Annotated in this window: 15 protein-coding genes; 14 read left to right on the forward strand and 1 reads right to left on the reverse strand. The window is 63.5% G+C overall.

The window, feature by feature from the left end; all coding sequences use genetic code 11:
• The first annotated feature begins 67 nt into the window (after window positions 1–67).
• From nagZ to NT26_RS07585, 11 genes are all read left to right on the forward strand, one after another.
• Window positions 68–1,084: a beta-N-acetylhexosaminidase gene (gene nagZ / locus NT26_RS07535; protein ID WP_052641945.1), complete on the forward strand. Its 1,017-nt coding sequence runs from the start codon at window positions 68–70 to the stop codon at window positions 1,082–1,084.
• A gap of 53 nt (window positions 1,085–1,137) precedes the next feature.
• Window positions 1,138–1,944 (forward strand): segregation and condensation protein A, encoded by an 807-nt coding sequence (locus tag NT26_RS07540; RefSeq protein WP_052641947.1) that lies wholly within the window; start codon window positions 1,138–1,140, stop codon window positions 1,942–1,944.
• Window positions 1,931–2,650, forward strand: coding sequence for an SMC-Scp complex subunit ScpB (gene scpB, locus NT26_RS07545; protein ID WP_052638202.1), 720 nt, complete (start codon window positions 1,931–1,933; stop codon window positions 2,648–2,650). Before NT26_RS07540 ends, scpB begins: the two co-directional genes overlap by 14 nt.
• Window positions 2,651–2,700: 50 nt before the next feature.
• On the forward strand, window positions 2,701–3,810 hold the full coding sequence (locus NT26_RS07550) for an ABC transporter ATP-binding protein (RefSeq protein WP_052638203.1): 1,110 nt from the start codon (window positions 2,701–2,703) through the stop codon (window positions 3,808–3,810).
• Window positions 3,811–3,840: 30 nt separating this feature from the next.
• Entirely contained in the window at window positions 3,841–4,047 is a 207-nt protein-coding gene (locus NT26_RS07555; protein ID WP_052638204.1) for a twin-arginine translocase TatA/TatE family subunit, read from the forward strand.
• A 32-nt stretch (window positions 4,048–4,079) separates the two neighbouring features.
• Window positions 4,080–4,751, forward strand: a complete 672-nt coding sequence (gene tatB, locus NT26_RS07560) for a Sec-independent protein translocase protein TatB (RefSeq protein ID WP_052638205.1) — start codon at window positions 4,080–4,082, stop codon at window positions 4,749–4,751.
• Window positions 4,748–5,572 carry a twin-arginine translocase subunit TatC gene (tatC, locus tag NT26_RS07565; protein ID WP_052638206.1) on the forward strand — a complete coding sequence of 275 codons (825 nt, stop codon included), beginning with the start codon at window positions 4,748–4,750 and terminating at the stop codon, window positions 5,570–5,572. The genes tatB and tatC overlap by 4 nt, the downstream gene beginning before the upstream one ends.
• A 54-nt stretch (window positions 5,573–5,626) precedes the next feature.
• Window positions 5,627–6,910, forward strand: coding sequence for a serine--tRNA ligase (serS, locus tag NT26_RS07570; protein ID WP_052638207.1), 1,284 nt, complete (start codon window positions 5,627–5,629; stop codon window positions 6,908–6,910).
• A complete protein-coding gene (gene surE / locus NT26_RS07575) occupies window positions 6,910–7,686 on the forward strand; it encodes a 5'/3'-nucleotidase SurE (RefSeq protein ID WP_052638208.1) in 777 nt (258 codons plus the stop codon). The genes serS and surE overlap by 1 nt, the downstream gene beginning before the upstream one ends.
• An 8-nt stretch (window positions 7,687–7,694) precedes the next feature.
• Complete coding sequence (locus tag NT26_RS07580; RefSeq protein WP_395517202.1) at window positions 7,695–8,336, forward strand: protein-L-isoaspartate(D-aspartate) O-methyltransferase; 642 nt, start codon at window positions 7,695–7,697, stop codon at window positions 8,334–8,336.
• Between the two features lie 135 nt (window positions 8,337–8,471).
• Entirely contained in the window at window positions 8,472–10,016 is a 1,545-nt protein-coding gene (locus tag NT26_RS07585) for a peptidoglycan DD-metalloendopeptidase family protein (protein ID WP_052638210.1), read from the forward strand.
• 51 nt (window positions 10,017–10,067) lie between these two features.
• Here NT26_RS07585 and NT26_RS07590 read toward each other — a convergent pair whose 3' ends face one another.
• Window positions 10,068–10,940, reverse strand: a complete 873-nt coding sequence (locus tag NT26_RS07590; RefSeq protein ID WP_052638211.1) for an ATP-binding protein — start codon at window positions 10,938–10,940, stop codon at window positions 10,068–10,070.
• Window positions 10,941–11,137: 197 nt separating this feature from the next.
• On the opposite strand from NT26_RS07590, the gene yajC reads away from it, so the two are divergent.
• The 3 genes from yajC (at window position 11,138) to NT26_RS07605 (ending at window position 12,793) form a co-directional block, all read left to right on the forward strand.
• Entirely contained in the window at window positions 11,138–11,488 is a 351-nt protein-coding gene (gene yajC, locus NT26_RS07595) for a preprotein translocase subunit YajC (RefSeq protein ID WP_052638212.1), read from the forward strand.
• A gap of 69 nt (window positions 11,489–11,557) precedes the next feature.
• Entirely contained in the window at window positions 11,558–11,944 is a 387-nt protein-coding gene (locus NT26_RS07600) for an Mth938-like domain-containing protein (protein ID WP_052641949.1), read from the forward strand.
• A gap of 6 nt (window positions 11,945–11,950) precedes the next feature.
• Window positions 11,951–12,793, forward strand: coding sequence for a phytoene/squalene synthase family protein (locus NT26_RS07605; RefSeq protein WP_052638213.1), 843 nt, complete (start codon window positions 11,951–11,953; stop codon window positions 12,791–12,793).
• Window positions 12,794–12,827 lie beyond the last annotated feature (34 nt).

Genomic DNA, 12,827 nt, shown 5'->3' on the forward strand with positions numbered 1-12,827 from the left:
GCGGCCCCGATCTTCGTTTCAGGTGGATGGCATTCGCCTTTGCCCGCAGGGCGTCTATGATCCGAGCATGAGCGAATCAAAAGCAATGATCCTGGGGGCGAGCGGCCCCGTACTGACCGCCGACGAAATCGCCCTATACAGGAGCGAGCGTCCATGGGGTTTCATCCTCTTCGCGAGAAACATCGGTGAGGCCCCGCAGGTGTCTGACCTGGTCGCCGCCATGCGGGACGCGGTAGGGCGCCCTGAAGCACCGGTGCTGATCGATCAGGAAGGCGGGCGCGTCCAGCGCATTCGCGCACCTTTAGCCGAGAAATACCCTTCTGCTGCCGAGCTGGGGGCGCTTTACGCGCAGGACCGGGAAAAGGGACTGAGGGCGGCATGGCTGATGTCGCGCTTGCATGCCTGTGACCTCCTGAAGCTCGGCATCAACGTCGACTGCCTGCCGGTGCTGGACGTACCCGTGCAGGGCGCCAGCAATGTCATCGGCGACCGGGCCTACGGTTTCGATCCTGTCGTGGTGTCGGAGATGGGGCAGGCGGCGGCGGATGGCCTCAAGGCTGGCGGCGTTCTGCCGGTCATGAAGCACATTCCCGGCCATGGTCGCGGCATGGCCGACTCGCATCACGAACTCCCCGTGGTGGCTGCGAGCCTGCCGGAGCTCGAGGCGCATGACTTCGTGCCGTTCCGTGCGCTGAGGAACGAGCTGATGGCGATGAGCGCCCATATCGTCTTCACCGCCATCGATCCCGAGCAGCCGGCGACGACCTCGTCCAAGGTCATCGAAGAGGTCATCCGCGGCAGGATCGGCTTCGATGGTCTCTTGATGTCCGACGATACGTCGATGAACGCGCTGAAGGGGACGATCGGCGAGCGCGCCAGGCGAATAGCTGGGGGTGGCTGCGATATCATCTTGCATTGCAACGGGATGATGGAGGAAATGAAGGCTGTCGTTGAAGAAGCCAGGCCACTCGGTGGTGATGCCCTTCGGCGCGCCAGAGCCGTTGAGGCCGCTTTTGGTCCCGGCGACGGATTGGATGAAGCCGCACTGCGTCAGGAGTTCTGGAGCCTGCTCTCGCTCGCCTGACACCGGCACCTTGGTCGGGGAAGAGGATGAACATCGCGCCGAGTTCCATTCCCATGGACCAGCTTTGGCAGGACGCCCCCGAGCGGGCGGCGGATGAGCCGGCGCTGGTGATCGACGTGGGCGGCTTCGAAGGGCCGCTCGACCTGCTGCTGCATCTTGCACGCTCCCAGAAGGTGGACCTGGCCCGCATCTCCGTCCTCGCGCTTGCCGAGCAGTATCTGGCCTTCATCGAGAGCGCCCGACGCGTGCGGATCGAGCTTGCTGCCGACTATCTCGTGATGGCCGCCTGGCTGGCCTACCTGAAGTCGAAGCTCCTGATCCCGCAGCAGGCAAAAGGTGAGGACGGGCCGAGCGGCGAGGAGATGGCGGCGACGCTGGCCTTCCGCCTGAAGCGGCTTGAGGCGATGCGCGAGGCCGCGACGCGGCTGATCAATCGCAACCTCGTGGGGCGCGATGTTCATGTACGCGGTGCTCCGGAACACATCCCGCACCGCGTCCAGTCTGCCTATGACGCCAGCCTGTTCGATGTCCTTTCGGCTTATGCGAACATCCGGCAGCGCCATGCGACCACCCAGGTCACCATCGAGAAGCGCAAGGTCTGGTCACTTTCGGATGCGCGGGACCTGCTGACCCGGATGCTGGGCGAGATCACGGAGTGGACGGTGCTGCAACACTATCTTCTCCAGTACCTCCCGGCAGACGATCGCGTGACGGCGACAGCAAGCGCCTTTGCCGCTTCCCTCGAACTCGTTCGCGAGGGCAAGCTGGAGATCCGTCAGGACGGCGCCTTCCAGCCGATCTACCTGCGCCAGGGGCGCAACCCCGCGGTCGCTCCGGAGGTGGTCGTTGACGGCTTCTGAGCACCCCGATCAGGAACCTGAGGGACGATCTGCCGGTCCGCAGGTCGATGCCGTCTCCCTCCTGGAGGCCGAACGCATTGCCGAGGCGCTCATCTTTGCATCTGCCGAGCCGGTATCCGAAACTTTCCTCGCGGAGCGCCTGCCGCAGGGCGCGCCGGTCGCGACGGTAATGCAGGGGCTGGCGGAGCGATACGTCGCGCGCGGCGTGAACCTCGTCCGGAGCGGTGACCGGTGGGCGTTCCGGACCGCGCCTGACCTTTCCTTCGTGATCCGCAAGGACGACAACGAGCTGCGCAAGTTGTCGCGGGCCGCTCTCGAGGTCCTTGCCATCATCGCCTATCACCAGCCGGTGACACGGGCGGAGATCGAGGAAATCCGCGGCGTCCAGACGTCGAGGGGGACCCTTGATGTGCTGATGGAGGCCGGCTGGATCCGTTTCCGCGGCCGCAGACGCTCTCCTGGACGGCCGGTGACGCTCGGCACCACGCCGGATTTCCTCGACCATTTCGGGCTGGAGGAGCTGCGGGACCTGCCCGGCCTTGATGAACTGAAGGGGGCGGGACTGTTGTCTGGCCGTATCCCGCCCAACTTCCAGGTGCCAATTCCGTCGATGTCCGATGAACTGGCCGAGGACGAGGATCCCATCACGCAACTCGATCTTGAAGAACTGGGTCTCTTGACACCGGGTGGTGAAGAAGAGGAATGAGGTCATCTTTCTTGCAAGCCCGGCGAAGGGCTTGAAGCTGCGAGCATGCGATGACCTTCGATTCCCAGAGCCAGGGTAGACAAACAAGCCGGGCAGCAGGCGTTTCGTTCGCATCGCGTCTGACGTTCGAGGATATCCATCACAGCTACCACGGCAAGGAGACGATCCGGGGCATTTCTCTGACCGCCGAGCCCGGAGAGGTTCTTTGCCTTCTGGGGCCATCCGGTTCCGGCAAGACCACGTTGTTGCGCATAGCGGCTGGCATCGAGGTCCAGAGCCGGGGGAGGGTCGTGATCGACGGTCGCGAAGCTGCAGGTCCCTCGGTCTTCCTGCCGCCCGAAAAGCGCGGCATCGGCCTGATGTTCCAGGACTTTGCACTCTTTCCGCACATGACGGTGCTGGACAATGTGCGCTTCGGCCTGACGGCGCTTACGGCCCATGAGGCGGCTGCTGCTGCCCGGGCCGCCCTCGAACGGGTAGGGCTCGCCCATTACGCCGGGAAGTACCCGCACGCCCTCTCCGGTGGCGAGCAGCAGCGGGTGGCACTGGCCCGTGCGCTCGCGCCGCGACCGGGGGTCCTGCTGATGGACGAGCCGTTCTCCGGCCTTGATTCGCGCCTGAAGGACACGATCCGCGCCGATACGCTGGCAATCCTGCGCGAAAGCCGCGCTACCGCCATTGTTGTGACCCATGATGCGGAAGAGGCGATGCGGATGGCTGACCGAATCGCGCTTCTGCGGGATGGGCGGCTGGTCCAGGCCGGCAGTGCCGAGGAACTTTACCAGGCGCCGCGGGATCTCTTCGCTGCCGCCTTCTTCTCGGAGATCAACGAATTTTCGGGAATCGTGAGCGGTGGGCGGGTCGAGACACCGCTTGGTATTGTACCGGCACACGACCTCAGCGACGGGTCGAAGGTCTCCGTTGCAGTGCGACTTTCGGATGTGCGCGTTATGCCGCAGGGGGGATCCATCGAGGCGCGGATCCGGTCGCGGCGGTTTCTGGGTGTCGTCGAACTGCTGAATCTGGCGGTTTCCGGCCGCGAGGAACCGGTTCGGGCGCGCATCCGGGCGGATCTCCTGCCGCCGCACATCAGCGACGTGACCCTGAGCGTCGCCCCACAGGACATTTTGGTGTTTGAAAAAGCGGATCAAACAGCATAAATCGAGACAAGCGAAATTGGAGTTGCAGTTATGGGTTCCTTCAGTGTTTGGCATTGGCTGATCGTTCTGGTCATCGTGCTCGTGCTTTTCGGCCGCGGCAAGATTCCGGAATTGATGGGTGATGTTGCCAAGGGCATCAAGAGCTTCAAGAAGGGCATCAGCGAGGACGATACTCCTGAGACGACGAAGACCGTCGAGCACAAGCCCGAGGATACCAAGGAAAGCACGCGGACCTGATCTTTCGGACCGGGTTCGGGGAGCCTTGTTGAATGCTTGATATCGGCTGGACCGAGCTTCTCGTAGTGGGGATCATTCTCATCGTCGTGGTCGGTCCGAAGGACCTGCCGCCGATGTTGAGGGCGTTCGGCCGGATGACCGGCACCCTACGCAAGATGGCGGGCGAGTTCCGGACGCAGTTCGACGAAGCCTTGCGTGAATCCGAGATGGACGAGGTGCGCAAGACGATAACGGATGCGCAGAAGCTCAATCCGTCTAACGCTCTGCGCGACGCGATCAATCCGCTACGGCAGGTGGGACAGGACATCCGCAGCGACCTGGAGAAATCGACGCGGCCAGACAAGCCGGCTGGTGCCGGCAAGCCCGACGTCGAGGCGCAGAAGGTGGTCGAAGGCGTTGTCCCTGCAGAGCAGCCTGAGCCGGTGAAGGTGCCGGCGCCTGCCATGACTTTGCCATCGACGCCGCCGGTTCTCTTCGAAGCGCCCGAGACGCCGTCCACCGCGCCTGCCAAGGCGGAGAAGCCAGTCCGGAAAGCGGCCAAGCCCAAAGCGACGCCGGCTGAGAAGCCGGCCGCAGCAGCAGCCGGGAGATCAAAGAGCAGCAGTGCTTCGAGGACACCCGCAGCGTCCGCCGACGCGGCAGCAAAGCCTGCAGCGCGCAAGCGTCCTGCCAGGAAAGCCAATACCCCGAAGGATGACGCATGAGCGGTGACATCGAAGACAAGCCGCAGCCGCTCCTCGAGCATCTGGTGGAGCTCCGCACACGCCTGATGTGGTCGCTTGGCGCGTTCTTTGTCGCCTTCCTCGTCTGCTTCTTCTTCGCAAAGGATCTCTTCAACTTCCTGGTCGTGCCCTACAAGTGGGCAGTGACCTGGGCAGACATGGACGTCACAAAGTCGGAGCTGATCTACACGGCGCCGCAGGAATTCTTCTTCACCCAGGTGAAGGTGGCCATGTTCGGAGCACTGGTGATCGCGTTCCCGGTCATCGCTTCACAACTCTACAAGTTCGTGGCGCCGGGTCTCTACAAGAACGAACGCGCCGCCTTCCTGCCGTTCCTGGTTGCGTCGCCGATCCTCTTCCTGATGGGAGCAGCGCTCGTCTATTTCTTCTTTACGCCGATGGTGATGTGGTTCTTCCTTGCCATGCAGCAGGCCCCGGAAGAGGGCGAGATGGCAATCTCGCTCCTGCCGCGGGTTTCGGAGTATCTGAGCCTGATCATGACGCTGGTGCTGTCATTCGGCCTGGTGTTCCAGTTGCCGGTCGTCACCACGCTTCTTGCGCGGGTGGGCTTGCTGACCAGCGACTGGCTGCGCGACAAGCGGAAGTTCGCCATCGTCATCGCCTTCGTCGTGGCAGCCGTGCTGACGCCGCCCGATCCGCTTTCCCAGATCGGCCTTGCGCTGCCAACTATCCTTCTCTACGAGATTTCCATCTACGCCGCGCGACTCGTCGAGCGCAAGCGCGCCGAGGAGGCTCTTGCCGAACCTGCCGCGTCGGACCTTGCCGATACGGACGAGGTCTAGGCCCTTCTGCCTTGCCCGCGAGAGTGCTGCGTTCCGCTCGAAAGGCCAGGAACGATGCTCGATATCAAGTGGATCCGTGACAATCCTCAGGCGCTGGACGAAGCGCTTGCAAAACGTGGCGCCGAACCTGCGGCTGCCACGCTTCTGGCGCTCGACGACAAGCGCCGTGCCGTTATCCAGAAGCTCCAGGAGATGCAGTCGCGCCGCAATGCGGCCTCCAAGGACATCGGCGCCGCCATGGCGCAGAAGAACATGGAACTTGCCGAGCAGCTGAAGGCGGAAGTCGCCACGATCAAGGATACCATGCCGGCCGCCGAGCAGGAGGAGCGGGAGGTGGTATCCGCGCTTGACGATGCCCTGTCGCGCATCCCCAATATTCCGCTCGAAGATGTTCCGGTCGGCAAGGATGAGGCCGACAACGTGGTAAAACACGTCGTCGGGCAGAAACCAGGCTGGAACCACCCGGCCAGGGAGCATTTCGAGATCGGCGAGCAACTCGGCTACATGGATTTCGAGCGGGCGGCGAAGCTCTCGGGCGCCCGCTTCACGGTCCTTAGCGGCCCGCTGGCGAAGCTGGAACGGGCAATCGGCCAGTTCATGCTTGACCTGCACACCACGGAGCATGGTTATACCGAGGTTTCCTCGCCGCTGATGGTCCGTGATGAGGCCATGTACGGTACGGGACAGCTTCCGAAGTTCGCGGAGGATCTGTTCCGCACGACGGACGGCCGCTGGCTGATTCCGACGGCCGAGGTGACGTTGACCAACCTGGTATCGGGCGAGACGCTGGAGCAGGAGAGGCTGCCGCTTCGCTTCACGGCTCTGACACCTTCCTTCCGCTCCGAGGCTGGTTCTGCCGGACGCGATACGCGCGGAATGCTGCGCCAGCACCAGTTCTGGAAGTGCGAACTGGTTTCGATCACCGACGCCGACAGCTCGATTGCCGAGCACGAGCGGATGACGGAATGTGCCGAGACTGTCCTGAAGCGCCTCGGCCTGCATTTCCGTACCGTGACGCTTTGCACGGGCGATATGGGCTTCGGCGCCCAGAAGACCTACGATATCGAGGTCTGGCTGCCGGGTCAGGATACCTACCGTGAAATCTCGTCCTGCTCGGTCTGCGGCGATTTCCAGGCCCGACGCATGAATGCCCGCTATCGCGTGAAGGACGAAAAGGCGTTAAAGTTCGTTCATACGTTGAACGGTTCGGGCACGGCGGTCGGTCGTTGCCTGATCGCCGTGATGGAAAATTATCTCAACGAGGATGGGTCGATCAGCGTTCCGGATGCGCTTCTTCCCTACATGGGCGGCATCACCAGAATCGAGCGGGCGGCCTGATGCGCATCCTGCTCACCAACGACGACGGTATCCATGCCGAAGGCCTGGCGGCGCTGGAACGCATTGCCCGGCAATTGTCCGACGACGTCTGGATCGTTGCGCCGGAAACCGACCAGAGCGGGCTTGCGCATTCGCTGACTCTGTCGGAGCCGTTGCGCCTGCGCAAGGTAGGCAACAAGCACTTCGCGCTGCGCGGCACGCCGACCGATTGCGTCATCATGGGCATTCGCGAGGTCCTGCCGGAAAAGCCGGATCTCGTCCTGTCGGGCGTCAATGCCGGCGCCAACATGGCCGATGACGTCACCTATTCGGGAACCATCGCCGGCGCAATCGAGGGCACACTGCAGGGCGTCCGCTCGTTCGCATTGAGCCAGGCCTACCAGCACGACGCCGAGGGTGGGCGCATCGTCCCATGGGAGACCGCGGAAGCCTATGCGCCCGATCTCATCCGCAAGCTGAGCGATGTGGAACTCCCGGACGGAACCTTCCTGAACCTGAACTTTCCCAAGTGCGCCCCGAAGGATGTCCGGGGTGTGCAGGTGACATCGCAGGGGAAGCTCGATTTCGGCTTGACGATCGACGAGCGGCGGGATGGCCGTGGCCTTCCCTACTACTGGCTGAGGTTTGGCGAGCGGCTTGGCCACTTCCGCGAGGGCACGGATATCCACGCGGTGAAGCACAACCGGATATCGGTGACCCCGCTCAAACTGGACCTGACGGACCATTCGGTACAGGATCGCCTCGCTGAAGCGCTTGGATTCGGAGTGCCCGATTGAAGTCCAGCATGGTCGAGAAGGAAGGTTTTGCCGCGCTCGTCTTGCGTCTGCGGGCCGAGGGCATTTCCGATCTTGATCTTCTTACCGCCGTCGAGCAGACGCCGCGATCCCTGTTCGTACCGACAGCGGCAGCAGCCGACGCCTATTCGGCACGGACCACCCCCATCGAATGCGGTGCCTTCATGGAGGGCGCCGACCTCGCTGTGCGGATCCTCCACCATCTGCAGGTGAAGCCCGGCCAGCGAGTGCTCGAGATCGGTACCGGCAGCGGGTTTACCGGGGCCGTGCTCGGCCGACTGGCTGAACGGGTCCTTTCGGTCGATCGCTACAAGACGCTGGTCACCGGCGCCCAGCGCCGCATGGATAAGCTTTCCCTGCGCAATATCGTCATCCGGCAGGCGGACGGCATCAACGGCATGCCGGGCGAGGGAACCTTCGACCGCATCCTCGTGACCGGCGCCTTCACCTCGATGCCGCGCTTTTATGCCGAGCAACTCGTCTCCGGCGGCGCGATGATTGCGCCGCTCATGCGGGAAGACGGCACCTGCATGATGATGCGTCTCACGAAGACGGGAAGCCGCTTCGACCGCGAGGATCTGTTCCCCGTGCCCTACCTGCCGCTCGTGCCTCATATTGCGGCAGCACTTTGACATTTGCCGTCGCTGACGGCGGCATGGTTACCAAATTAGCAAAAAATCAAATTCGATATCCGGACTTTAACCCGCCAGTAAGACTAACAGGTTTTAATCTGACCTAACGATGGTTGCGTCACGTTAGGTCGAGTCATGCGTATCAAGAGTTCGCTCAAGTCCCGTCAATCAATTCTCCGGATTGCAGGTGCCGTATTGCTCGCCAGCGTTGCCACTGGCTGCAGTTCTGATGCCACCCGCTTCTCCGGCCTGTTCTCCGACACGGATCCCCTCACTACCGCTTCCATTCCGCAGCGGCAGGGCAGCGGTGCCTATGGTCAGGCGCCTGTGCCTCGTGGCGATGTCGCTTCGGCGCCTGCCGGAGGATACGGCAACCGCACCGTTGCGCCGTCGCAGCCTTATCCGGCGGCCGGCGGTGACTATGTCTCCATCCCTTCGGCGGCACGTACGGCCTCGGCTCCGGCGACGGTACAGCGCACGGAACTGGCCCCTCCCGGAGGAGCGGTTGCTGCAGGCGTCGATGCGACGACGCGCCAGCAGGCTCTCGCGCAGCCTTTCCCGTCGACCCAGACAACTGCCGCGCGCCCGGCACCGCAGGGCGCTGCATCGGATCAACTGACCACCGGTACCGTCAAGAAAACATCGGGCTGGTCGACGGTCAATGCACCACGTGTAACCCTGAAGGCCGGTGAATCGGCAGCGACGCTGTCGCGGCGCTATGGTGTCCCGGAGCGGGAGATCCTGCGCGCCAACAATGGCAACCTGGTCGCCGGGCAGTCGGTCATCATTCCGACGTTTGGCCCGGCCAGCAACTCCGCCAAGGTCGCCGCCGGCGATATCGACCTCCAGAACAAGGCTCCGGCCCCTGTCCAGCAGCAGGAGCAGAAGGTTGCTGTCTTGCCGGCGCAGTCCCGCGACAAGGCCACCGCCCAGCCGGGCAAGCTGACTCCGCCCGCCGGCGCTGGCGGTACATACACCGTCCAGCCCGGCGACACGCTGACGAAGATTGCCCGCGCCAATGGTCTCTCCGTCGATCAGCTGAAGGCGGCCAACGGGCTGACGAACGAAAGCATCCGGATCGGTCAGGTCCTGAACCTTTCGCCTTCGTCGGCGCCCGTCGCAACCGATCCTGTCCAGACGGCATCGGTGCCTTCGAAGCCAGCCGTCCAGGCCGAGGCGCCTGCTGCCCAGAAACCGGTTGCGCAGACGCCGCCCGCAGAGGCACAGAAGCCAGTCGAGACAGCGTCTGTCTCCGAAGCGGCCGTCAAGTCGGACGTCACGACCGCCGCGCCGCAGTCGACGGGCATCGGCAAATACCGCTGGCCGGTCAACGGCGCGGTCATCGCCGGCTTCGGCCAGAACGTCGAAGGCAGCCGCAACGACGGCATCAACATCTCGGTTCCGGAAGGCACGCCGATCAAGGCCGCTGAGAACGGCGTGGTCATCTATGCCGGCAACGGACTGAAGCAGCTCGGCAATACGGTCCTGGTGCGCCACGACGACGGCAAGGTCACCGTCTACGGCCATGCCGGCAGCCTCAGCGTATCCCGCGGGCAGAAGGTCACGCGCGGCCAGACGATCGCCAGCTCCGGCATGAGCGGCGACGCAAAGCGTCCGCAGGTCCACTTCGAGGTGCGCAAGGACGCGACCCCGGTCAACCCGATCACTTTCCTTGAATAGAGTATTGCGTATCAGGGAAAGCGGAAAAGCCCGGCTCGTCCGGGCTTTTCGTTATCTGCGCTCGAGCGGCAGCCGCAACCGGCCCGCCAGATCCTGAATATACTGCCAGGCGACACGTCCGGAGCGTCCGCCGCGGGTCGTGGCCCATTCAAGGGCCTCGTGGTGAAGCGCCTCGCGCTTGAGCGGTAAACGGAAATAGTCGGCATAGCCGTCGATCATCGTCAGGTAGTCGTCTTGACTGCACTTGTGGAAGCCGAGCCACAGCCCGAACCGATCCGACAGCGAAACCTTTTCCTCGACGGCCTCTGATGGATTGATTGCCGTCGATTGCTCGTTTTCCATCATGTGGCGCGGCAGCAGATGGCGGCGGTTCGAAGTCGCGTAGAAGAGGACATTGTCCGGGCGGCCTTCGATGCCCCCGTCCAGAGCCGCCTTCAGGGACTTATAGGCGGTATCGTCATGATCGAAGGAAAGGTCGTCGCAGAAGACGATAGCCCGCTGGTCCGATGCCTTGAGGATGTCGAGGAGGAGGGGCAGGGATGCAATGTCCTCGCGGTGGACCTCGACGAGCTTCAGCGCCGTATCAGTGGTGGCGCGGACGTCCTCATGCACCGCCTTCACCAACGACGACTTGCCCATTCCGCGCGCACCCCAGAGCAGTACGTTGTTTGCAGGGTAGCCTTCAGCGAAGCGGAGCGTATTCTCGTGCAGGATGTCGCGCACGTGGTCGACGCCGCGGATCAGCGACAGTGCCACACGGTTCGGGCGGGGCACAGGCTGCAGCCGCTGGTTGGCGGGCACCCACACGAAGCAGTCGGCCGAGGACCAGTCCTTGGCTGCGGGCGGCGGGCCGGCAAGCCGCTCCAGCGCGTCGGCGAGGCGCGATACCTCCGCAAGCAGGCGCTGATTGAGTTCCTCGGTCACGGCATCCTCCCTCCTGTTTCTCGGCTCAACATCCTTGGCGAGCGGTTAGCATGCAGCGACAACGCGCAAAAGCCAGCCAGTCGTGGATTTGGTACGCGAAGCAGCCTGTTTTTGTTGCATTCAGGGTGGGCCCAATTATATTCCGGCCACTTGCAAAAAAGGGGGGCATTGGGCTCCTGACAATCATGGAGTACTCGATGTTCATCACTGAAGCATTTGCCCAGGCCGAAGGTGCAGCCCCGTCGGCCTTCGGGTCCGGCCTCGAAATGCTCTTCCTCTTCGCACCGCTGATGGTGGTCTGGTATTTCTTCCTGATCCGTCCGCAGCGCGCGCAGATGAAGAAGCGCCAGGAAATGCTGTCCAACATTCGTCGCGGCGACAACGTCGTGCTCGGCGGCGGCATTGCGGGCAAGGTCACCAAGGTGGTGGATGACAACGAGGTCGAGGTGGAAATCGCCGAGGGCGTCAAGGTTCGCGCACTGCGCGCCTATGTCGCCGAAGTGCGGGTAAAGGGTGAGCCGGTCAAGACCGACGCGGCCGCATCCTGATGCCTCATGCGGCGTGCCTCCGGCGCGCCGCTCCTCCGCCTGGCGGAGAACCTAAGGAGGCACGAACCGGTGCCAAAGGGAATTGAAATCCGGGCTGCCCATTTCCCGGGCCGGGCGCCGATCGATGCCTATGGCAATGGCGGTTTCCGGTTTGCGGACATGTCCCATCGCGGCTCGCTGCTCTGCCTGCCGTCCGGCATTCACGGCTGGGACTTCGAGGAAGGCCAGCCGTTGACGAGCGAGGCGCTTGCGAGGGTCCTGGAGGAAGCGGCGGACATAGAGGTTCTGCTTGTTGGTACCGGCCGCGAGCTGAGACCGCTGCCGCAACAGCTGAAATCTGCGCTGAAGGCGCGTGGTATCGCCTCCGATCCGATGAGTACCGGAGCCGCCGTGCGGACCTACAATGTCATGCTTTCGGAATCGCGGGCTGTCGCAGCCGCCCTGATCGCGGTGTGAGGCGCGGTGGCTTCGGAACCCGATATAGTGCTTTCGACGCTACGCGATACGGATCGCGACCGATATCTCGCTTGCCTTCTGTCTCCCGAGGAAAAGCGGGGAGCGCTTGCCGCACTCTATGCCTTCAATGCGGCGATCGCCCGGGTACGGGACGTGGTGCATGAGGCTCTGCCCGGCGAGATTCGACTTCAGTGGTGGCGTGACCTCTTAGAAGGAACCGCGCACGGCGATCCCGGCGGCAATCCGGTTGCTACCGCCCTGCTTGCCGCGATCGAAGAGCATCGGCTGCCGAGGGACACGTTCCTCGCAATGATCGATGCGCGGATCGGCGATCTCTACAATGACCCATTCCCCACCCGTAACGAAATGGAAGGCTATGCCGGCGAAACCGCATCGGCTCTGATCCAGCTGGCGAGCCTCGTGCTGGCGCCTGCGGACGCGGCACAGACAGCGCATGCGGCAGGCCATGGCGGGGTGGCGCAGGCCATCGCCGGGCTTCTTCTTCTCATGCCGCTGCACCGCCGGCGAGGACAGCTCTATATCCCGCTGGACATACTCGCCGCCACCGGTCTCGACCGTGACGCGTTCCTTGCGGGGCAGGAGCGCGATCGGATCGCAGCTGCAATCGATGCCTTTGCCGGTCTTGGCCTGGAGCACCTGACAAAGGCCCGCGCTGCCGGTCGGGTTCCCAGGCAACTGTTTCCCGCCTATCTCCCCGTCTCCCTTGCCGAGCCGGTACTGCGGGATGCGGGCCGACATGGTGCCGCCCTGCTCGAGAAGAATGAGCCGCCGGCACAATGGCGCCGCCAGTTGCGCATGGTCAAGGCGCAGTTCCTGCAGCGTTTCTGACGGCCGCGCCAACATTCGCGCAAGGCTGGCCATT

It is taken from the genome of Pseudorhizobium banfieldiae (assembly GCF_000967425.1).
GTDB lineage: Bacteria > Pseudomonadota > Alphaproteobacteria > Rhizobiales > Rhizobiaceae > Neorhizobium > Neorhizobium banfieldiae.